Genomic DNA, 20,052 nt, shown 5'->3' on the forward strand with positions numbered 1-20,052 from the left:
ATACCCCTGCTATTCTCGTTCGTTAAATTTTTTTTTTCGACTTTTTCAAATTCGTTAAAAGTAGAAATAAAGAACGCCGCAAAGCATAAAATCACCACGCCTGTCATGATAATTAATTCTAAATTTTCCATATTATTTTTTAAGTTTTAAATTTAAAAATATCAAAAGACCAAGGATTGTTGGAGGCCATAATCCAATAAAAATAGCGCGCTGTGGATCTTTTAATACAATATAAAAATATTCAGAAGTAAAAATCAACGCGATAACCAATACCAAAATCAATATTTCAGATTTTTTAAATTTTTCAAACATTTTTTTATTTTTATCGTTTACTTGCAAATATAGTAGAAAAAAAATCATTAACGATACAATATTAGGAAGCGCAATAATAATACTATTCTTTTCTTCACAAAAAAAAGCTTAATTATACCATTTATAAATAAGAATTCTTAAAATTAAATATTTGGATAGCATAAAAATGACATTTTTAATAGAATGTTAAATTTTACAAAACGTAGTAAAACATTCTTTAAATAATTTCAATTTTTTATTAAATTTTTTAAAGGCACACAATTGATTATTCTTTTTGATTTCTATTTCTTCAAAATCGCACCAATCATCAAAGCACATTTTTCGCCATCAATAGCGGCAGATATAATTCCGCCGGCATAGCCCGCACCTTCGCCGCAAGGATATAAGCCTTTTATTTGAACGTGTTCGTATGTCAACGGATCTCTCGGGATTCGCACTGGCGATGACGTTCTGGATTCCGGAGCATGAAGTATGGCTTCGTTTGTCAAATAACCACGCATAGACTTTCCAAATTCAGTAAATCCTTCTCGCAATATTTGCGTTAAAAATTCGGGAAAAACCTGTCCCATTTCTACTGAAGTCGTTCCGGGAACATAGGACGTTTTAGGAATATCTGAGGAGACTCGGTTCTGTGTAAAATCAATCATGCGTTGCGCAGGAACTTTTTGGGTTTCGCCTGCCAAGTGCCACGAGCGTTGCTCGATACTTTTTTGGAATTCCATTCCGGCCAAAGCACCAAATTTCGCAAAAGGTTTAAAATCTTCCAGTTGCAATTCAATTACAATTCCGGAATTAGCGGTGGCCTGATCTCTTTTGGATGGTGACCAACCATTCGTTACCACTTCTCCGGGACTAGTGGCACAAGGCGCAATCACACCTCCGGGACACATACAAAACGAATACATTCCTCTTCCTCCTACTTGTTTCACAATTGAATACGGAGCTGGAGGTAAAAATTCCCCACGATAATCACAACTGTACTGAATACTATCTATTAAAGATTGTGGATGCTCCGCCCTTACACCCAAAGCAAAAGGTTTCGCCTCGATAAAAATCTTTTTTAGGTCCAATAATTCAAAAATATCACGCGCCGAATGTCCAGTGGCCAAAATGAGTTTATTAGCAAGAATCGTGTCGCCTTTTTGCGTGACAATACCTTGCACTTCATTATTTTTTATTAAAATATCCGTTAGTCGGGTTTCAAACAAAACCTGTCCACCACATTCGATAATTTTTTCGCGAATGTCTTGAATAATTTGAGGCAATTTATTTGTTCCAATATGTGGATGTGCTTCAATCAGGATATCCTCGGAGGCTCCAAAAGCGACAAACAATTCCAAAATTCGTGTTACATCGCCTCTTTTTTTAGAACGGGTATACAATTTCCCATCAGAATAGGTTCCTGCTCCGCCTTCGCCAAAACAATAATTAGAATCTTCATTTACAAGATGATCCACATTTATGGCTTTCAAATCTCGACGTCTGCCTCGAACATCTTTTCCACGCTCTATAACTATGGGCTTCAAACCCAATTCTATCAATTGCAAGGCAGCAAAAAGTCCGGCAGGTCCGGCACCAACAACAATCACTTCTTGAGCTCCAGCCACATTACCATAATCCGGAAGTTGTATTTTTTGGTCTTGAAAAGGTTCTCCTTTTAAATAAATTACAACCTTAAGATTAATTTTTATAGCTTTTTGACGGGCATCTATAGATCTTTTTAAAATAGAAACATGCTGAATTTCATTTACAGAAACCTTAATTTGTTTTGATAAATGATTTTTCAACAACAAATCGTTTGCTGCAATTTCTGGAGAGACTTGTAATAAGAGTTCTTGAGGCATTTTGTTAGATTATTCGATTTTAAGATTATTAGACTTTAATAAACTGTCCAACAATTTAGGTACAAAAGTAGTATTTTGAAGTGACTTCTTCTAAATGAAAACAAAATCCATTTTCAATTTTTTACATTGACCAATTTTCGAATTAGACTTTGTAAATTTGTACTCTAAAACAGGTAAAACAATTAAACCGTTATCCAATTAATCTTAGAAAAAAAATGTCTAGAAAAATAAAATTGATTTGGGATTTCCGTGGTCCGGCTTCCGCAAAAACAGCGGAACACCACGAAATTCATTTAAAAGAATACATCGCTATTGAAAAATTACCACTGAATATCACTGGATTTGAGATTCAAAACGAGATGCAAGCCATTGCTTTTATGGTAGTAACGGATGAAAACATGATTCAGGTTAGAGATGTTTTGAAACCGCATCGAGGAGAATTGTTTGAATAGAGTTCACAGTTTTCATTCCCAGTTGACAGTACGAAACCTGAAAACTGCGAATGAAAACTGAAACCTTTAATTCGCCACTTCGCTGATAAATTTGATACGCATCAAACGCAATTCATCAATATCATAATCCCCTTCAAATTCCTTGAGTGCATTTTCTATATTATCGGATTCAGATTCCATAAAATAATCGTGGATTTCTTCTTGCTGATCATCGTCAAGCATATCATCAATCCAATATTTGATATTCAGTTTGGTTCCGGAATAAACAATCTGTTCCATTTCTTTAATTAGAGCATCCATGTTAATCCCTTTGGCGGAAGCAATGTCATCGAGCGATAATTTTCTGTCAATATTTTGAATAATATAAAGTTTATTCACAGAGTTGACACCGGTAGATTTTACCACCAAATCATCCGGACGAATGATGTCATTTTCGGCAACATAGCGGCTGATTAATTCTAAAAATTCCTTTCCGTATTTTTTAGCTTTTCCTTCACCAACCCCATGAATATTGATTAATTCTTGTTGAGAAACAGGATATTTCAAAGCCATATCTTCCAGCGATGGATCTTGAAAAACTACAAATGGAGGAACGCCCACTTTTTTGGCTACTTTTTTACGTAAATCTCGCAGCATTCCCATCAGCAATTCATCTGCAACTCCTGTGGATTTAGATGCAGTTACAATAGCTTCATCGACAGTTTCGTTGTATTCATGATCCTCTGACATCATGAAAGATTCAGGTTTCTTTATAAAATCTAATCCTTTATCGGTAATTTTTACGATGCCATACGTTTCAATATCTTTTGATAAGTATCCCGCTACCAGCACTTGTCGCAATAAAGCCATCCAGTATTTTTCATCATGAGCTGAACCCCATCCAAAAAAGGATTGCGTATCTGTTCTGTGTGCTTTGATAACCGCATTCACGCGACCAATCAACGTAAAAACAACCTCTTTTGATTTGTATAAATGTTTGGTATCTCGTACTACTTGCAACAATTGCACTACTTGATCTTTTGCCTCAATTTTTGTTTTCGGATTTCTGACGTTGTCATCCATATCAGCTCCTTCGCCAGTAACATCGTCAAATTCTTCTCCGAAATAATGCAATAGAAATTTTCTTCTGGACATCGAAGTCTCGGCATAGGCCACTACTTCCTGCAACAAAGCAAATCCAATTTCCTGCTCGGCAACGGGTTTCCCAGACATGAATTTCTCTAATTTTTCGACATCTTTATAAGAGTAATAAGCCAAACAGTGTCCTTCGCCGCCATCACGACCGGCACGACCCGTTTCTTGATAGTAACTTTCCAGTGATTTAGGAATATCATGATGAATTACAAAACGCACATCCGGCTTGTCAATTCCCATCCCGAAGGCGATAGTTGCCACCACTACATCAACATCTTCCATTAGGAACATGTCCTGATGTCTGGCACGGGTTTTAGCATCCAATCCCGCATGATACGGCACGGCACTTATACCGTTTACTTGCAAAACCTCGGCAACAGCCTCGACTTTTTTACGGCTCAGGCAATAAATTATGCCTGATTTTCCTTTATGTTGTTTTATAAACCGAATAATATCCGATTCGATATTCTTGGTTTTAGTACGTACTTCATAATATAAATTGGGCCTGTTGAATGATGCTTTAAAAGTTTTAGCATCGGTCATGTCTAGGTTCTTCAGAATATCTTCCTGTACTTTTGGTGTCGCCGTAGCAGTCAAACCAATAATAGGTACATCGCCCAATTGCTTGATGATGTGTTTTAAGTTTCTGTATTCAGGTCTAAAATCATGTCCCCATTCTGAAATACAATGGGCTTCATCAATAGCCACAAAAGATATAGTAACGTTTTTTAGGAAATTTACATACTCCTCTTTGGTCAAAGACTCAGGCGCTACATAAAGCAACTTGGTGAGTCCGGAAGTGATGTCTTTTTTTACTTGGGCAATTTCAGTTTTAGTCAGTGAGGAATTTAAAACATGAGCTACACCATTTTCAGAAGACAAACTTCTGATGGCATCCACCTGATTTTTCATTAAAGCAATAAGGGGCGAAACTACGATAGCGGTTCCTTCCTGAATTAGAGCGGGCAGCTGATAACAAAGTGATTTTCCTCCGCCTGTGGGCATGATCACAAATGTATTTTCTTGATTTAGAACACATTTTATGACTTGTTCCTGTAACCCTTTGAATTGGCTAAAGCCAAAATATTTCTTTAATTCTTTGTGTATGTCAATTTCGTTTGGATTCATTCTTTATTATGTGGTATTTTGTATAAATTTGCAACACCTAAAGGTACAAATTTCTTTTACACACACAAATTTTAATCATTCTGTTTTGATCACTAAAGAAAATATATTGGCCAGTGCCAAAAAAACAATCTTATCGGAGAGTCAATCAATAGCTAAACTGATTGATTTTCTGGATGAAAACTTTATTAACGCGACACAAAAAATTTATAATTCGAAGGGAAGATTAGTCGTAACCGGAATTGGAAAAAGTGCAATTATTGCTCAAAAAATGGTAGCTTCTTTTAATTCCACAGGAACGCCTTCACTTTTTTTACATGCCTCTGAAGCCATTCACGGTGATTTGGGCATGATTCAAAACGAGGATGTGATTGTTTGCATTTCAAAAAGTGGCAATAGTCCCGAAATAAAAGTCTTGGTGCCACTCTTAAAAAGATTTGGAAATACCCTGATTGCCATTACTGGTAACATGAATTCTTTTTTGGCAAAAGGCTCTGATTTTGTTCTCAACACTGCAGTCGATGCTGAATCTTGTCCTAATAATTTGGCTCCAACAAATAGCACCACAGCACAACTGGTGATGGGCGATGCCCTTGCCGTTTGCCTAATGGAAATGCGCAATTTCAAACCCGAAGATTTTGCAGTTTACCATCCAGGAGGCGCATTGGGGAAAAAATTACTGTTGCGTGTCAAAGACATGTTGGAACACAGCTTAAAACCTATGGTTGCTCCAGATGCATCCATCAAGCAAGTTATTTTTGAAATTTCCGAAAAACGTCTTGGTGTAACTGCAGTAGTTGAAAATGAGCAAGTAATTGGAATTATCACTGATGGTGACATTCGAAGAATGTTGAGTGACAGAGACACTTTTGCCGATTTGACCGCAAAGGACATCATGACAAAACACGCAAAAATGACGACTTCTGACGCTATGGTGGTGGAAGCACTAAATATAATGGAAGATTTTTCCATCACTCAATTAGTAGTGATTGATGGTACAGAATACAGAGGCGTATTGCATTTGCACGATATTTTAAAAGAAGGAATAGTATAATGGCGAAAAAAAACTTAAACGAAATGTCGTTTTTAGATCATCTTGAAGAATTAAGATGGTTACTGGTTAGAAGCACGATGGCAATATTAATCTTGGCCACCATCACTTTTTTTGTAAGTGATTATATTTTTGACGTGATTATTTTTGGCCCGACAAATGCTAATTTCATCACGTATCGTTTCTTTTGTGATTTATCCAATCAGTTGGGTTTTGCCGAAAGCATTTGCGTAACTGAAATGCCTTTTATTATACAAAACACGAACATGGAAGGCCAGATTAATGTTTTGATTTGGACTTGTATAACCGCCGGATTCATTCTTGGATTCCCATTCATTCTCTGGGAAGTTTGGAAATTCATCAGTCCTGCTTTGTACGAAACGGAGAAAAAACATGCAAAACTTTTTATTTTTTCGTCATCATTACTGTTCTTTTTGGGCGTATTGTTTGGCTATTATGTAATTGTACCGATGTCTGTTAACTTTTTTGCTACATTTACAATCAGTGCTGTTGTAAAAAATCAGTTTAGTATTGATTCCTACATTGGACTGGTAAAAACAAGTGTAATTGCTTGCGGATTGTTTTTTGAATTACCAATAATTATCTATTTCCTGACTAAATTAGGATTAGTAACACCTGATTTCTTAAGGAAATACTGGAAATATGCCGTAATTATCATCTTGATTGTGGCAGCAATTGTAACACCTCCGGATGTAGTGAGTCAAATCATTGTAACCATTCCGATGTTGTTAATCTATGAAGCGAGTATCTTAATTTCAAAAATAGTAGTAAAAAATCAAAAAAAAGTAAATGGCTGATATAATAGAAGAATTCAACGAGTACCGTTCGAAAATGAACGAAAAATTATTGGCAGACAATAATAAAATTGTAAAACGTATTTTTAATTTAGACACCAATGCATACGCAGCTGGAGCTTTGGACGTAAAAACCAAAGAATTACTGGGATTAGTCGCTTCAGCAGTTTTACGCTGTGATGATTGTGTAAAATACCATTTAGAAACCAGCCATAAAGAAGGCGTTACTAAAGAGGAAATGATGGAAGCTATGGGAATCGCAACACTTGTTGGCGGAACTATTGTTGTACCTCATTTACGCAGAGCTTATGAATTCTGGGAAGCGTTGGAAGAAGCCGCGACTAAATAATTTGTTAAGAAGTTTAATCGTTTAATTGTTTATTCGTTTATTTGACAAGAATGAACGAACAAACAATAAACGCGTTTAAACGATTAAACCAAAGAATATGAAATTAAGAGCCGAAAATCTAATCAAAACCTATAAAGGACGCAGTGTTGTCAAAGGCATTTCGGTAGAAGTGAATCAAGGTGAAATCGTAGGGCTTTTAGGTCCAAATGGTGCAGGAAAAACAACTTCTTTTTATATGATTGTGGGATTGGTGAAACCCAATTCAGGCAATATATTTTTGGACGATTTGAACATCACTGATTACCCGATGTACAAAAGAGCACAACAGGGAATTGGATATTTGGCACAAGAAGCATCAGTTTTCAGAAAATTAAGCATTGAAGACAATATACTGAGCGTTTTACAATTGACCAAACTATCCAAAGGGGAACAAGAAGCGAAAATGGAAAGCTTAATTGACGAGTTTAGCTTAGAACACATTCGTACTAACAGAGGCGATTTACTTTCTGGTGGAGAACGTCGTCGCACTGAAATCGCACGTTGTTTGGCCACCGACCCAAAATTCATCTTATTAGATGAACCTTTCGCAGGTGTTGACCCTGTTGCCGTAGAAGACATTCAGAGAATTGTAGCACAGCTAAAAAATAAAAATATCGGTATTCTGATTACGGATCACAACGTACAAGAAACGCTGGCTATTACGGATAAAACCTACCTGATGTTTGAAGGAGGAATCCTGAAAGCAGGTATTCCGGAAGAATTAGTCGAAGATGAAATGGTGCGTCGCGTCTATCTTGGACAAAATTTTGAATTGAGAAAGAAGAAATTGGAGTTTTAGAAAAAGTGGTCAGTTTTTAAAAAAGTGGTCAGTGGTCAGTCTTAAATACAGTGGTCAGTGGTCAGCTGAAAAAAGTGGTTAGTACTCAGCGTTTATTTTTAAAAACAGTAAATATGAAATTCCAAAACTTATTAGCGTACCAGAAATCATTTTCATTAGCCATGAAAATCTTTAATATAACAAAATCTTTCCCAAAAGAAGAAATGTATTCTTTAACCGACCAAATCAGACGTTCCTCTAGAAGTGTCCCCGCTAATATTGCAGAAGCATATAGAAAAAGAGATTATCCTAAACATTTTTATAGCAAATTAACTGATTCCGATGCAGAAAACTCAGAAACACAAGTATGGCTGGAATTTGCACTGAAGTGTAATTATATCAATGACAATACTCATAATTAGTTATTAAATGAAAGCAAATCAGTTGGTAAACTAATCAATTACCTAATTTTAGATCCTCAAAAATTCGGCGTAAGTATTTAGAAGTCTAGCCTTACTGCTAAATCAACATTCACTTTATTCTGGCAACTGAATACTGAGCACTGAATACTGAACACTAAAGAATTACTCCACCGTAATAAACTGCAATTGCTGCAAATCTCCATTATAAATATTGACATCTACATTCCCTTTAATTCCTGGAACCGATGCTTTTTCTGTAAATTGCCAAAACAACCACTCATCATTAATTTCCTCTCGGTAAAAATTATAATTAGCGATCCAAAAAAGATAATCGCTGAACTCTTCTTTCAAAAAATCATCATAATAACGCTCACCAGTATATATAATTGGCTTAACACCATAATGGGATTCTACTGCATGCAACCAGCGCTTCAAGCCTAATTTAAGATTGACAATCGACTGATTTTTAGGCAATTTTTCAATGTCCAAAACAGGAGGTAAATCTCCTTTGTGAAGGGTAACCGTTTTTATAAAAAGCGCAGCTTGCTCCAGCGAATTTTCATTTGGACGATAGTAATGATAGGCGCCGCGAATCATTTTATTTTCTTTGGCGCCAAGCCAATTCCTATTAAACTGACGGTCTTTTCTGTCTTTCCCAACCGTGGCTCGGATGAAAACATAATGCAATGGATATTTTTTTTCTAAAGTATCAACGTAAGACCATCGGATTTTGCCTTGATATTCCGAAACATCAATACCAATACTTTTCCCTTCATGTTTTTCTAAAACCTGAAAATTTCGAATATCTGAAATGCGTTGGGCTTCTCTCTCAGCCCTGATAATTTTATCCGACTTAAAACCAAAATAATAGGCTAAACCATTTCGATAATGAAAACCAATTCCGGCGAGCAATAACACAAAAAAAGTAATAATAGCATAGCGTAGCAACTTTCTCGAGAAAACAGCTGCTTTCTTTTTTGGTTTACGAACTACATTAGTTTTTCTTCGAACGGTTTGTTTTCTCATTCAAAAACTACTTTTTAAGCACTTTATTATTCACAACGGACAACAATACATAAAATAGTATCAGCAATGGAATTCCCAAATAGCGAAAGAAAACTAGCAATAAAAGAGAACTAGTTAAAAAAACGATTTGAAGTGAATTTTCTTTGAAACTGAACTTCTTGACTTTCAAAGAAAATAACGGAATTTCTGCATTCAGCATGTAAGCGCTTACTAGTGTTATCACCAATAAAAACCATGGATTGGTCAATAGCTCAACAATGAATATAGAATCCGTATATCGTAAAACCAAAGGAAGACTTAAAATAAATAGCGCATTAGCAGGTGTTGGCAAACCAATGAAAGAATCCGTTTGACGGGTATCAATATTAAAATTAGCCAAACGGTAGCAAGATCCCAATGCAATGATAAAACCTAAAAACGGAAAAAACTGCAAATGACCAGCCGCTGCGGTAGACGAATGACTAATCATCATTTGAAACATTACCAAACCCGGAACCACACCGCTGGTAACCATATCAGCCAAAGAATCCAATTGCAATCCCAACGGACTGGAAACGTTGAACAATCGCGCAAAAAAACCATCAAAAAAATCCAAAAATATCCCCAGACAAACAAAATAAAAAGCCATTTCAAAATCTTGGTTGAAAGCGAATACCAATGCGATACAACCGCAAAAAAGATTCAGAAGCGTAATTAAATTCGGGATATGCTTTTTAATAGTCATGATAATAAAGTTTAAGGAATCAAAGTCGCAAATTTAGCATAATAAGTCAATGATAAGTACGTTTTTCAGTAGAGATTTTTTAACAGCAAAAGACAACATCAGTTGTTTTGATGGTAATTACTCTATTCTCAAATTTATCATGTTGAATAGGCAACCACAGGAAAAAATTCTATTTAAAAAAAATCAGCAGAAATCAGCTTCATCTATGTCATCCTAGTACTATTTTAATCTGTAGCAACACTACTTTAAAACTAAACCGTGAGGCCGACACAGTAAATTAAACAGCAAAATGAAATAACCTCAGTAAAAAATTATATTTTTGATAAAAATTAAACAGACATTTCGTTTGTAAAAATGACACCCTTGAAAAAAAACTTTTTAGCAGCAATCCTTCTGATAAGTACCCTGATGCACAGTCAGGTTGGTAGGAAATACTCGAATGAGTTCATGAATATCGGCGTGGATGCTGCAGCATTAGGTATGTCAAATACTGTCGTGGCTTCGACCAATGATGTCAATTCAGGATATTGGAATCCTGCCGGTCTCATCCGTCTGCAAGACCATCAGGTATCATTAATGCACGCAAATTATTTTGCGAATATTGCCCAATACGATTACTTGGCCTATGCCAGTCCTATAGATGATCGCAGCGCTTGGGGAATTTCATTAATCCGTTTTGGGGTAGATGACATTTTGAATACTACAGAACTAATCGACAGCCAAGGCAATATTGACTACAACCGAATCAGTTTGTTTTCAACTTCTGATTATGGCTTCACTTTTTCTTATGCGCGAAAATTACCAGTTCCCGGATTTCAATATGGCGTGAATGCGAAAATCATCCGACGCATTATTGGGAAATTTGCCAGTTCTTGGGGATTTGGTTTTGACGTTGGATTACAATTCGAAAAAAATGACTGGCAATTTGGACTGATGCTTCGCGATATTACTACTACCTATAATGTTTGGAATATTGACGAGGACGAGTATCAGAAAATTGCAAATGCGATACCCGGAGAAAATCAGGAATTACCGGAAAGTACCGAGATTACGGCTCCAAAAGCACAACTGGGAATTGCCAAAAAATTTATTATCCGGTATGATTACAGCATTCAGGCTGCAGCCAATGTGAACATGCGCTTTGCCAGAACCAATGACGTAATTGCAACTGATTTTGTGAGTATCGACCCGGCTTTGGGATTGGAATTTGGATATACTGATTTAGTTTTTGTTCGTGCCGGAGTGGGGAATTTTCAGAATGTACAACAATTGGACAGTACAGAAAAAGTAGGTTTCCAACCCAATATCGGTTTGGGATTTAAATACAAAGGCATCCAGATTGATTATGCGCTGACTGATTTAGGCAATCAAAGTGCTACCTTATATTCGAATATTTTTTCGGTAAAAGTAGATTTGGGACTGTTTAGAAATTAATTTAGAAGAACACTTAAATTAAAATACAAAATTGAATTTATAACAGTTTTTTCGAAGTTGTTACCAAGTTGCAATCAACCGTTTCAATTACAACAGTTTCTGGTGTAACAAAAAATTTTATGCGGATTTTTACTTTCTGTAAACTCGTTGGGTATAATTCAATCTTCTTTTTTAACGGATAAAAAAATAGTTTTTATGTATTTCTATTAAGACGTTTCACCCTACTACAGTAAAACACAGCTTTGTTACATTAGAATTGGGCTATTTTACTCTTTTTTTCTATGAATCTATGTGTTTATTTATAAATTCTTTTCGGAGTTCTTAATTTTAAATAATTACACCCAACGGGTTTTCTTTAGGTATCTTTGTCAGACAAATTAAATCAATGGAATCGTAAATCAGTTTAATCTGTGCCATCCGTAATCCGTATCATAACATTCCCTTAAATGCATACATCTTCTTTCAAAAAAATAGTATTACTCTTATTCTTATTTCTAACGGTACATTTAAGTTTCGGACAAAACATTCAATTATCAAAAAACACCATCGTCAGCGTAATCACTTGTGGAACAGGCAATGAATCCTATTCCCTTTTTGGACACACGGCAATTCGAGTACTGGATACAACCAACGCTATTGATGATGTGTATAATTATGGCGCTTTTGACTTCAACACACCAAATTTCGTGATGAAATTCATAAAAGGAAACTTGCAATATTTTGCTGTAGTACATTCCTATCCTGATTTTATCAATCAATATCAGTATGAAAAAAGATCCGTTTATGAGCAGGAACTGAATATTCCTCTCAATTTAAAACAAAAAATATTTGACAACCTGAATACTTCTTTGGCATCTGGTGAAAGTCATTACACCTATAAATTTATCGACAAAAACTGCACTTCGATGGTGGTTGACATCATCAATAAAACACTGGACACTGTTGCTATTGTAAAAAATACCGATACTGATATCACCTACAGAACTATATTATACCCGTATTTTGACGGTCATTTTTATGAAAAATTAGGAACCAGTATTATTTTTGGTAAAAAAGTAGATCAATCAGGAAGCAAAATATTTCTCCCGTTTGAATTGCAGAAAAGCCTGAAAAAAGTTTCTTTTCAAAACCAACCGTTGGCAAAGCAAAACAAAACCATAATCGAATTCAAAAATGAAGTTCCTATGTCTTGGTGGAATAATCCCTTCACGTATTTTATACTGCTAAGTTTCATCGTTTTTATAAACAAGAAAAGCATCGATTTGTTCTACCTCTGCATCATGGCTATACTTGGAATATTCTTTGCTATTGTTGGGTTTTATTCGTTACATCTAGAATTAGGATACAACTACAATATTCTACTTTTCAACCCATCATTATTAGGATTACTTTATTTTTATTGGACAAAAAACAAAAAGGGAATTTATAATTTGGCGCTGTTCAATATACTATTATTAGTAGTTTATTTCTTTTTTATAATCAACAAAGCACATTTGGTGTTAGTATTGCCACTGGTAGTTTGCAGCGGAGTTGTTTTAGTGCGAATGGCTATTCAAAATAAGAAACGCATTCCTATCATCATCTAAGCAAACGTTTTTAATACTTTTAGTAGAATTCCTTTTAACGAGCTGTATTCAACCGCTAATTCGCTAATTTTTTTTAATGTATGAATTCGTGTACTTCATGACTGAAATAATTATTTTGTAGTCTGTACAAATAGTCCTAAAATAAATCACCATTTTGAATTTAATTCGTTTAAATCCATAGTAAAAAACCAACAACACTGAACTCCAAAATAAATATTAATAATAATAATAATAATAGCTACTGGCCCCTATAAAACAATACGGTAGTTATCGTTTTAAAAGCAATATTCAAATCCAGATAAATACTGCGGTGCTTGATGTAATACAGGTCATATTGCAGCTTGATTAAACTATCATCAATGGTTTCCCCGTACGAATAATTGACTTGCGCCCAACCGGTAAGACCCGGTTTAATAATGTGTCTCGTCTCATAAAAAGGCATTATTTCAGCAATTTCTTTTACAAAAACAGGACGTTCCGGACGCGGCCCAATAACAGCCATATCACCTTTTAAAATATTAATAAACTGAGGAAATTCATCCATTCTGGTTTTACGTAAAAATTTTCCAAACATTGTCACTCTGGAATCATTTGTAGCGGTAAAAACAGCACCATTAGATTCGGCATTTTTTACCATCGTGCGGAATTTCAAAATTTTAAAAACAGCCCCGTCTTTGCCCACACGCTCTTGCGAATAAAATAGACCTCCCCTATTCCCGATAGCATTTCCCACCAGTATCAATGGAAACAAAAACGCACCTATAATAAGACCGGACAAAGAAATGGCAATCTCAAAAATACGCATGGTCAATCGGTATAATTTATTTTGATTGCTTCGACTGAAGGGGAAAAAGCGATAAAAATCGCGAGACATATACTGTACTGGAATACGTTGCGTTTTACTTTCGTAAACCTGGGTGTATTCTCGAATAATATTTCCAGACTCTAATAAATGCAGCAATTGCTGGTACAACTCAGGAGTGATCCCCTCCGTTTTTTGGGAAGCAATAACAATTTCAGAAATCCCATTTTCCTTAACAAAAGAAAATAAATGATCTCTTTTGATGTGTTGTACATAATGATATTCTTCCATTTCCTCTTCATTGGCATCCGTATTAACAAAACCAATTATTTTATAATGCGGATCAATATTTTCTAGGCCTAAAATGAGCTCTTGGACCTGTTCCTGATCACAAATTAATATGGCTTTCTGAAAAAATCGGTTGGAGGCTAAAAAAGCAACATACATCATTCTCCAGATGAACAATGCCAGAAAAATGACCAGAAAAAACAATAAAATTTGGAGTCGGTTGGAAGGCAATTGCGGGGAAAAAAAGGGTGTCATCAAATACACTAAAACGGTGGTCGAAACCGTAATGAGAGTACTTTTCAACACTTGATATTGATTGCTGGCCACCTGAAGATTGTACATTTCGAAAATAGTACCAAATACATTAATGTAAATTGCCAAAACGATAACCCAATAATAATTTGTGGCAGATACCGTAAAATAATCAAAAGCAAATACGTTTCCGGTAACGTACAAAGCCGTCAAAACGAACAGAACATCAAAAAGCCGAAGAATCATCTTTCGCTCTGATATTTCAAAATGCATTTTGTCAAATGAAAACATTTGTGTATTGGGGTTTTAACGCAATTTAGTGCTTTTGTATCAAATTAAAATTATGATATATTAATTTTTTTAACAAAACTTACTTTTTAACCTAATAAATTTTTTAATTGCAGAAAATTGACAATGAAATGCTACAAAAAATCCGTCAAAATGCATAAAAATAAGGTTTACAAACATTAACCGATCTAATCTTTCATGCAAAAAAATAATTTAAAATCTATAATGTATCATTTAAAAAGTTAGTTATGAATTTTCGACGACCTTTAGGGCTAGAGTAAAACGAAAATTAAAACAAATCCTATTTTCTTTTTCCTTCCCCAACCCTAATGGGAGGAAAAAAGAAACACAACGATATCCTAATTGAAGAACGTCCTTAATTCTCGGCTCCCTTAGGGCTGGGGTAAAACGAAAACATTCCGCAATCACACTAATTATAGGCTCCATTTAGGACTAGGATAAAATGAAAACATTTAGCAAGTATTTCTTAATTCAATATTCACTTTCATCTATATTCTCTACTCTCCTTCTACAATACTCTTTTTCTTGGGAAATCCCAACTGCACATTCAACAGAGATAAAGAATACACAAAAGCAGGTGCGGCGGTACGCATGGCAGCGTGATTAATCGTCAAAAACCAAAAAGCAACAAAACACAACAAAAACATATTGAACTTATTCTCTAAATACAAAACCAGCGGCGTAAAAAACAAAAGCAACAATGCTATTATACCCAAGGAGCCATGTTCCGCTAACATCCGCGTAATTTCATCATGCGATAACACTTTAATTCCAGTTTCCTCCTCACGAACTTCAGCCCCTTTTCCAACTCCTACCCCAAAAATAGGGTTCTTTAAAAATGTATTTATCTCGTTTTGGGCAACTTCTTCTCTACCAGTAAATTGACTTTTTTTAACCCTTCCGGCAGCATCTTGATTTGCATACCGTTTGTCAATAAGACCGCCTGTTTGAAATGAGGTGTAAGACCATGTTGCGATCATGGCTCCCATTAATAAAACAATAATATAATTTAACTTAACTCTTCCGCCAAAATTAGATTTAAAATACAAAAATACCAGCAACAGAACGATCATTAAGAAACCCGTTATCATTCCACCTCTGGAAAATGTCAACATCCCACGGTAGGTAATATTTAAGGCAATAATCAAATTAAGTATCACTTGAAATTTTGTTTTAGAATCCAATATTACTCTGGAAAAAAAAATAAACATTCCCAAACCTAGAATCGTGGCCACCTGATTGGGTCCATACCCCCCGGAAGTTTGAAAATTAGATTGTGTTCCGGTTACAACATCCTGAACATTGGGAGTGTAAAAAGTGAGGTACACCATACAAGTGATAATAGGCAATCCCATACTTAACAAGACATTGTTGATTTCTGCTAAAGCAATTTTACGCCGGAACGTATACAAGGAAGCAAGCCCCAAACAAACGGGACCAGAAATATTAAACGCAATAGCCTTCCGGATATTAGTGTCAAAATTCAATGTGAAAGTCGAAATAATAACACTTGGGACCAACAACAATAGAAAAATCCAATAGGGCACTGCACCTTTAGAAAAACCACTGTAATACATCCCAATCAAAATAAAGACCATCACCCCATACTTAGAAATCTCATAAAGTGGATTACCACCGGTCATCCTCAAAAAAACTTCACTTCCTACAACATAAGCCGCGGCAATCAACGCTTCGTTATTTCTATTTTGTTTTTTTATTATGTAATAAACTCCGTAAATAAAAATCGAATACCCATAAATCTTTGCTGTAAAAGGCAACAAAAAGCCCAATGCACCAATTACTACGTGGAATAGAACTAAATAGAGATAAGGTTGATCTTCTTTTTTCATTTGTAACTATTTTGCAACCAATTTAAATACTGTGCGATAACGGCTGTTTCTGAATTATGATCCCTTACCGTACGGTAAAGGGCTTGACCAAACTTCAATTGCAGCAATTCACTTTCGATTAATTCCTCCAGAGCCTCATAAAATAAAGACTCTTGTTGTGGCGCAATAATAAAACCGTTTTTGCCGTGTAAAACTAAAGAGGGTATTTCTCCGACTCCAGTAACCACTACCGGTTTTTGATACCATCCGTACTCCAAAAGTGTCACGGGTAATCCCTCTGATTGTGACGTGAGAATCCCTATGGTCGATTGCTTCAATATATGGGCTATATCATTTTTGCTGCCGTAAAGAAACACATTTTTTTTTAACTCAAATGCTACAATTAGATCCTTAATTTTCTGGGAATAATCATCATTAAAATCTTTTCCAACCAAGTGAAAGGTCCACTCAGGATGGGATAATTTCAATTTACAAGCGACGTCCAATAATAAAAAATGATCTTTCTGCAATCTCAAATTAGCCAGACAGACAATCCGCTTTCCGGCAATCCCCTCCAAAAAGGTCTCTGATGTACTGTTATTTTCTTCTGATGGAAAATTAGGCAAGTAAATGGTATTCTTAAAATTTAATTTTTGCTCCGCCCAAACTTTCAATTTTTGGTTAACAGCAACAATACCACTAAAAAACGGAGTTGTAATTCGTAAAGCACCCAAAGGTCTTTTAAATAGAAATTCACTATCCCCATAATGATCATGCCAGACTAAGTGCAAAGTGGGACAACTTAATTTTAATAAAAAAGCTATAAAAAATGAGGTGCTATGCGCATGAACCACAGCTACCTGATGCTGTTTCACAAACTTTCTCAGCCTGTAAACAGCTTCAAAATCAACCACACTTTTTTTATTCAAAAACAAATACGAAACGCAATTGCTTACCTCAACTTTCAAAGGTCCTTCCGCACGGGTAACCACCAATCCGGAAAACTCGATGGTTTCGGCTAATGCATTAGCATAACTGACTGCCATACGCTCTGCACCGCCCGCATCAAGTGAATCGATAATTTGAACAATCCTTATTGTGTCAGTACTTTGTTTCATTTTGCATCTTTAATAATTCCGCTGCATCTCCTCAAACTTTAAACAATTAACCCACCTTAAACAATTAAACAGTTAACCCATTTTAAACAATTAAACAGTTAATCCTCCTCAACAATTAAACCCTCAATCGCCTGCTCAAAAACCTCCAGCGTATAACTCCTCGACCAGTCCGAAGCTTTAATTCGTTTACGATTAAAATCCGTTTGATCCTGCAAAACAGCCTCTATCAAACGACTATCATGCTCTATCTCCATTTTCAGCAAAAGCCCTCTTTTCCCATAATCCAGCATAAAAGGCACACACGAAACAGAAGTGGCAATAGGAACGCAACCCCAAAACATCCCCTCGGCAATCACTTTAGGCCATCCTTCACTTTCAGAAGGCAACACTACAAAATGACTGTCCTGATAGGCTTTTTGTACGATTGTTTTGGATTGATTTCCTTCTAAAGTAATAATGGACTCGAGCTGATGGGCTGCAATATAATCCTCCTGTATTTTCCGCTGAACGCCCTCGCCATACATGCGCAAACGAACCAAATAACCCTTTTGATGCAATCTTTCAATCAACTGAATGACAAACAGCGGTTGTTTCCCTTTGACCAAAGTACCCACAAAAACAAAATCAACTACGCCCTGTAATACTTTTGGTGTTAGTGCCATTTTTTCGTTTTCCGAATACGTAGCAGTAAAAAAAGGTTTGATATTTTGTGAACTTCCCTCCCATTCCCCATAGACCAAAACCTGCATGTTACGGGTCAAAAAGGGGTTGCTTAATATCCATTTTTGCAATTGATATGTCCAAGGTTGTTTTGATTTTGGATCCCAATTCCCGGCGTACTTGGCAGTTTTGGGAGTATTGGGAAATAAAATTTGAACTAAACAACCCAACAACCCGATGTTTCCGGGACAACGCAAATGAATGTGATCCGCATTTTTCATCGCTTTAAAAATAATCCAAAGTAAATAGGGAAGTTTAAATAGAGTAAGTAAAACAGCTTTTAATGATAATAAATCAAAACTTGGAACGGGAATAAATTGTATTTTTTTATGTTCGTAATAACTATCAATTATTCCTGCTTTACCTGAAAAAAAGGGAGCTACAATTAGAAGTTCATCAACATGTTTACCCCATATATTCATTTCACGAACATAGGGCGCATAAGCATAGTATTTCTTCTCTTCTTTTATGTGAGGAACATGAGTAATAATAACAAACTTCATAAAATAAGTTTAGAAAAAATATTACAATAGATTTCCATGCTAAATTTATCTAAAAAAGTAGCTCTTGCATTTCTGCTCATTTGCTCTTGAACATCAATATTGCTTTCGATTCTTTCAAATAATAAAACCATTGATGCAATATTTGAATCAAATTTAAAACATTCTTTTCCATCTGTTAAATAATCCGCTAAACCTGTAGTTTTAGAAATTAACAGAGGAGTTTGGTTCATCAATGATTCAATTCCAACAACATTAAAAGCATCATACTTTGATGGAATTACGGTAAAATGACTCTCGTTCAAATAATCATCAATAGCACCATACACCAATCCACCCAAGTACGAAATACCTGAAATATTTTTAATCAATTCCTTAATTTTCACTTCTTGGCTTCCAGTTCCTGCAATTCTCAAAATAATTTTTGAATTCGCAACCCTCTCCTTATATTCTTTATAAGCTTTAATTAAATCAATCACTCCTTTTGAAGGATCCAATCTGCCCAAATACGATAGAATAATGATATTTTTTGGGAGGGCTTTTTTATTTTTAAATCGATCCACCATGGGATTCAAGACTACAGATCCTTTGTCGATACCATGAAATATACCCAAATCTTTTTTGGCCAAATCAGACGGACATACAATTACATCACAAAACAAGTTATAAAAGACTTTTTTTCTGAAAAATAGTAATTTTTGCGTCCATGTAACCTTTTTCAAATCTGTTAAAAGTTGATCCGTTAAGGTATGATAATAATCAAAAGTTTTTACTGTCCCAAAAGACAACAGTTTTGAGCCGAAAATAGTAATATTGCTTCCAACAAAATGTCCAATTATTACATCCGGTTTATATTTGAAATGTATTTTACAATACCAAAAAAAATCTTGTAAAGAAGTAGGTCTTTTTATTGTAGGCCAAGAAAAAACAACAATTTTTCCTGCACCTTTTAAGACAATCTTTTTTTCTGATAAGTAGGGATGATGGGAAATAAAAACAACCTGATGTCCTAATTTAGCTAGATAGTTTGCCAAATGATAACTCATAGCCGAAAAAGAGACCTCACTATAATTATGGGCTATAAATATTGTTTTCATTTAAATTTATTAGTTATTCACTTTCATTACTACAAATTAATTTACG

17 protein-coding genes and 1 pseudogene are annotated in these 20,052 nt (G+C 35.2%); 8 read left to right on the plus strand and 10 right to left on the minus strand.

The window, feature by feature from the left end; genetic code table 11:
• Window positions 1-132: 132 nt before the first annotated feature.
• Together ACP7AQ_RS12575 and ACP7AQ_RS12580 are read right to left on the minus strand one after the other, a co-directional pair.
• Window positions 133-312 (minus strand): hypothetical protein, encoded by a 180-nt coding sequence (locus ACP7AQ_RS12575; protein ID WP_091205832.1) that lies wholly within the window; start codon window positions 310-312, stop codon window positions 133-135.
• Between the two features lie 281 nt (window positions 313-593).
• Window positions 594-2,156 (minus strand): NAD(P)/FAD-dependent oxidoreductase, encoded by a 1,563-nt coding sequence (locus ACP7AQ_RS12580; protein ID WP_426095688.1) that lies wholly within the window; start codon window positions 2,154-2,156, stop codon window positions 594-596.
• Window positions 2,157-2,371: 215 nt separating this feature from the next.
• Between ACP7AQ_RS12580 and ACP7AQ_RS12585 the strand changes: the two genes are divergently transcribed.
• Window positions 2,372-2,608: a hypothetical protein gene (locus ACP7AQ_RS12585; RefSeq protein WP_091205826.1), complete on the plus strand. Its 237-nt coding sequence runs from the start codon at window positions 2,372-2,374 to the stop codon at window positions 2,606-2,608.
• 66 nt (window positions 2,609-2,674) lie between these two features.
• Here ACP7AQ_RS12585 and recQ read toward each other — a convergent pair whose 3' ends face one another.
• Window positions 2,675-4,870: a DNA helicase RecQ gene (recQ, locus tag ACP7AQ_RS12590; RefSeq protein WP_426095689.1), complete on the minus strand. Its 2,196-nt coding sequence runs from the start codon at window positions 4,868-4,870 to the stop codon at window positions 2,675-2,677.
• 85 nt (window positions 4,871-4,955) lie between these two features.
• Between recQ and ACP7AQ_RS12595 the strand changes: the two genes are divergently transcribed.
• The 5 genes and pseudogenes from ACP7AQ_RS12595 to ACP7AQ_RS12615 all read left to right on the plus strand — a co-directional run bounded on the left by ACP7AQ_RS12595 (window position 4,956) and on the right by ACP7AQ_RS12615 (window position 8,402).
• Window positions 4,956-5,921 (plus strand): KpsF/GutQ family sugar-phosphate isomerase, encoded by a 966-nt coding sequence (locus ACP7AQ_RS12595; protein WP_426095690.1) that lies wholly within the window; start codon window positions 4,956-4,958, stop codon window positions 5,919-5,921.
• The gene (gene tatC / locus ACP7AQ_RS12600) at window positions 5,921-6,736 is read left to right on the plus strand and encodes a twin-arginine translocase subunit TatC (protein WP_426095691.1); all 816 of its coding nucleotides are present in this window, start codon (window positions 5,921-5,923) and stop codon (window positions 6,734-6,736) included. Before ACP7AQ_RS12595 ends, tatC begins: the two co-directional genes overlap by 1 nt.
• Window positions 6,729-7,082 carry a carboxymuconolactone decarboxylase family protein gene (locus tag ACP7AQ_RS12605; protein ID WP_091205817.1) on the plus strand — a complete coding sequence of 118 codons (354 nt, stop codon included), beginning with the start codon at window positions 6,729-6,731 and terminating at the stop codon, window positions 7,080-7,082. Before tatC ends, ACP7AQ_RS12605 begins: the two co-directional genes overlap by 8 nt.
• Before the next feature lie 97 nt (window positions 7,083-7,179).
• Complete coding sequence (gene lptB / locus ACP7AQ_RS12610; protein WP_426095692.1) at window positions 7,180-7,920, plus strand: LPS export ABC transporter ATP-binding protein; 741 nt, start codon at window positions 7,180-7,182, stop codon at window positions 7,918-7,920.
• Between the two features lie 113 nt (window positions 7,921-8,033).
• Window positions 8,034-8,402 (plus strand): annotated as a pseudogene (locus ACP7AQ_RS12615) (four helix bundle protein).
• Between the two features lie 81 nt (window positions 8,403-8,483).
• On the opposite strand, the gene ACP7AQ_RS12620 reads toward ACP7AQ_RS12615, so the two are convergent.
• Entirely contained in the window at window positions 8,484-9,347 is an 864-nt protein-coding gene (locus ACP7AQ_RS12620) for a glycoside hydrolase family 25 protein (protein WP_426095693.1), read from the minus strand.
• A gap of 7 nt (window positions 9,348-9,354) precedes the next feature.
• Window positions 9,355-10,071, minus strand: a complete 717-nt coding sequence (locus ACP7AQ_RS12625; protein WP_426095694.1) for a CDP-alcohol phosphatidyltransferase family protein — start codon at window positions 10,069-10,071, stop codon at window positions 9,355-9,357.
• 447 nt (window positions 10,072-10,518) lie between these two features.
• Here ACP7AQ_RS12625 and ACP7AQ_RS12630 point away from each other — a divergent pair, with 447 nt between their 5' ends.
• Entirely contained in the window at window positions 10,519-11,505 is a 987-nt protein-coding gene (locus ACP7AQ_RS12630; RefSeq protein WP_426095759.1) for a PorV/PorQ family protein, read from the plus strand.
• A gap of 446 nt (window positions 11,506-11,951) precedes the next feature.
• The gene (locus tag ACP7AQ_RS12635; RefSeq protein ID WP_426095695.1) at window positions 11,952-13,091 is read left to right on the plus strand and encodes a DUF4105 domain-containing protein; all 1,140 of its coding nucleotides are present in this window, start codon (window positions 11,952-11,954) and stop codon (window positions 13,089-13,091) included.
• A 238-nt stretch (window positions 13,092-13,329) separates the two neighbouring features.
• Here the strand turns inward: ACP7AQ_RS12635 and ACP7AQ_RS12640 are convergent, their stop codons facing one another.
• From ACP7AQ_RS12640 to ACP7AQ_RS12660, 5 genes are all read right to left on the minus strand, one after another.
• Window positions 13,330-14,724: a sugar transferase gene (locus ACP7AQ_RS12640; protein ID WP_426095696.1), complete on the minus strand. Its 1,395-nt coding sequence runs from the start codon at window positions 14,722-14,724 to the stop codon at window positions 13,330-13,332.
• Between the two features lie 515 nt (window positions 14,725-15,239).
• A complete protein-coding gene (locus tag ACP7AQ_RS12645; protein WP_426095697.1) occupies window positions 15,240-16,592 on the minus strand; it encodes an O-antigen ligase family protein in 1,353 nt (450 codons plus the stop codon).
• Window positions 16,589-17,689: a glycosyltransferase gene (locus ACP7AQ_RS12650; RefSeq protein ID WP_426095698.1), complete on the minus strand. Its 1,101-nt coding sequence runs from the start codon at window positions 17,687-17,689 to the stop codon at window positions 16,589-16,591. Before ACP7AQ_RS12650 ends, ACP7AQ_RS12645 begins: the two co-directional genes overlap by 4 nt.
• Before the next feature lie 98 nt (window positions 17,690-17,787).
• Complete coding sequence (locus ACP7AQ_RS12655) at window positions 17,788-18,912, minus strand: glycosyltransferase (protein WP_426095699.1); 1,125 nt, start codon at window positions 18,910-18,912, stop codon at window positions 17,788-17,790.
• Window positions 18,909-20,006: a glycosyltransferase family 4 protein gene (locus tag ACP7AQ_RS12660; RefSeq protein WP_426095700.1), complete on the minus strand. Its 1,098-nt coding sequence runs from the start codon at window positions 20,004-20,006 to the stop codon at window positions 18,909-18,911. The genes ACP7AQ_RS12655 and ACP7AQ_RS12660 overlap by 4 nt, the downstream gene beginning before the upstream one ends.
• Window positions 20,007-20,052: the final 46 nt, after the last annotated feature.

This window comes from Flavobacterium sp. DSR2-3-3 (genome assembly GCF_049896585.1).
In the GTDB taxonomy this organism is placed as follows: Bacteria; Bacteroidota; Bacteroidia; order Flavobacteriales; family Flavobacteriaceae; genus Flavobacterium.

Coding starts and splice junctions, on each gene's coding strand:
- ACP7AQ_RS12575 (WP_091205832.1), bottom strand. CDS start 312: ATGTTTGAAAAATTTAAAAAATCTGAAATATTGATTTTGGTATTGGTT.
- ACP7AQ_RS12580 (WP_426095688.1), bottom strand. CDS start 2,156: ATGCCTCAAGAACTCTTATTACAAGTCTCTCCAGAAATTGCAGCAAAC.
- ACP7AQ_RS12585 (WP_091205826.1), top strand. CDS start 2,372: ATGTCTAGAAAAATAAAATTGATTTGGGATTTCCGTGGTCCGGCTTCC.
- recQ (WP_426095689.1), bottom strand. CDS start 4,870: ATGAATCCAAACGAAATTGACATACACAAAGAATTAAAGAAATATTTT.
- tatC (WP_426095691.1), top strand. CDS start 5,921: ATGGCGAAAAAAAACTTAAACGAAATGTCGTTTTTAGATCATCTTGAA.
- ACP7AQ_RS12605 (WP_091205817.1), top strand. CDS start 6,729: ATGGCTGATATAATAGAAGAATTCAACGAGTACCGTTCGAAAATGAAC.
- lptB (WP_426095692.1), top strand. CDS start 7,180: ATGAAATTAAGAGCCGAAAATCTAATCAAAACCTATAAAGGACGCAGT.
- ACP7AQ_RS12620 (WP_426095693.1), bottom strand. CDS start 9,347: ATGAGAAAACAAACCGTTCGAAGAAAAACTAATGTAGTTCGTAAACCA.
- ACP7AQ_RS12625 (WP_426095694.1), bottom strand. CDS start 10,071: ATGACTATTAAAAAGCATATCCCGAATTTAATTACGCTTCTGAATCTT.
- ACP7AQ_RS12630 (WP_426095759.1), top strand. CDS start 10,519: ATGAATATCGGCGTGGATGCTGCAGCATTAGGTATGTCAAATACTGTC.
- ACP7AQ_RS12635 (WP_426095695.1), top strand. CDS start 11,952: ATGCATACATCTTCTTTCAAAAAAATAGTATTACTCTTATTCTTATTT.
- ACP7AQ_RS12640 (WP_426095696.1), bottom strand. CDS start 14,724: ATGTTTTCATTTGACAAAATGCATTTTGAAATATCAGAGCGAAAGATG.
- ACP7AQ_RS12645 (WP_426095697.1), bottom strand. CDS start 16,592: ATGAAAAAAGAAGATCAACCTTATCTCTATTTAGTTCTATTCCACGTA.
- ACP7AQ_RS12650 (WP_426095698.1), bottom strand. CDS start 17,689: ATGAAACAAAGTACTGACACAATAAGGATTGTTCAAATTATCGATTCA.
- ACP7AQ_RS12655 (WP_426095699.1), bottom strand. CDS start 18,912: ATGAAGTTTGTTATTATTACTCATGTTCCTCACATAAAAGAAGAGAAG.
- ACP7AQ_RS12660 (WP_426095700.1), bottom strand. CDS start 20,006: ATGAAAACAATATTTATAGCCCATAATTATAGTGAGGTCTCTTTTTCG.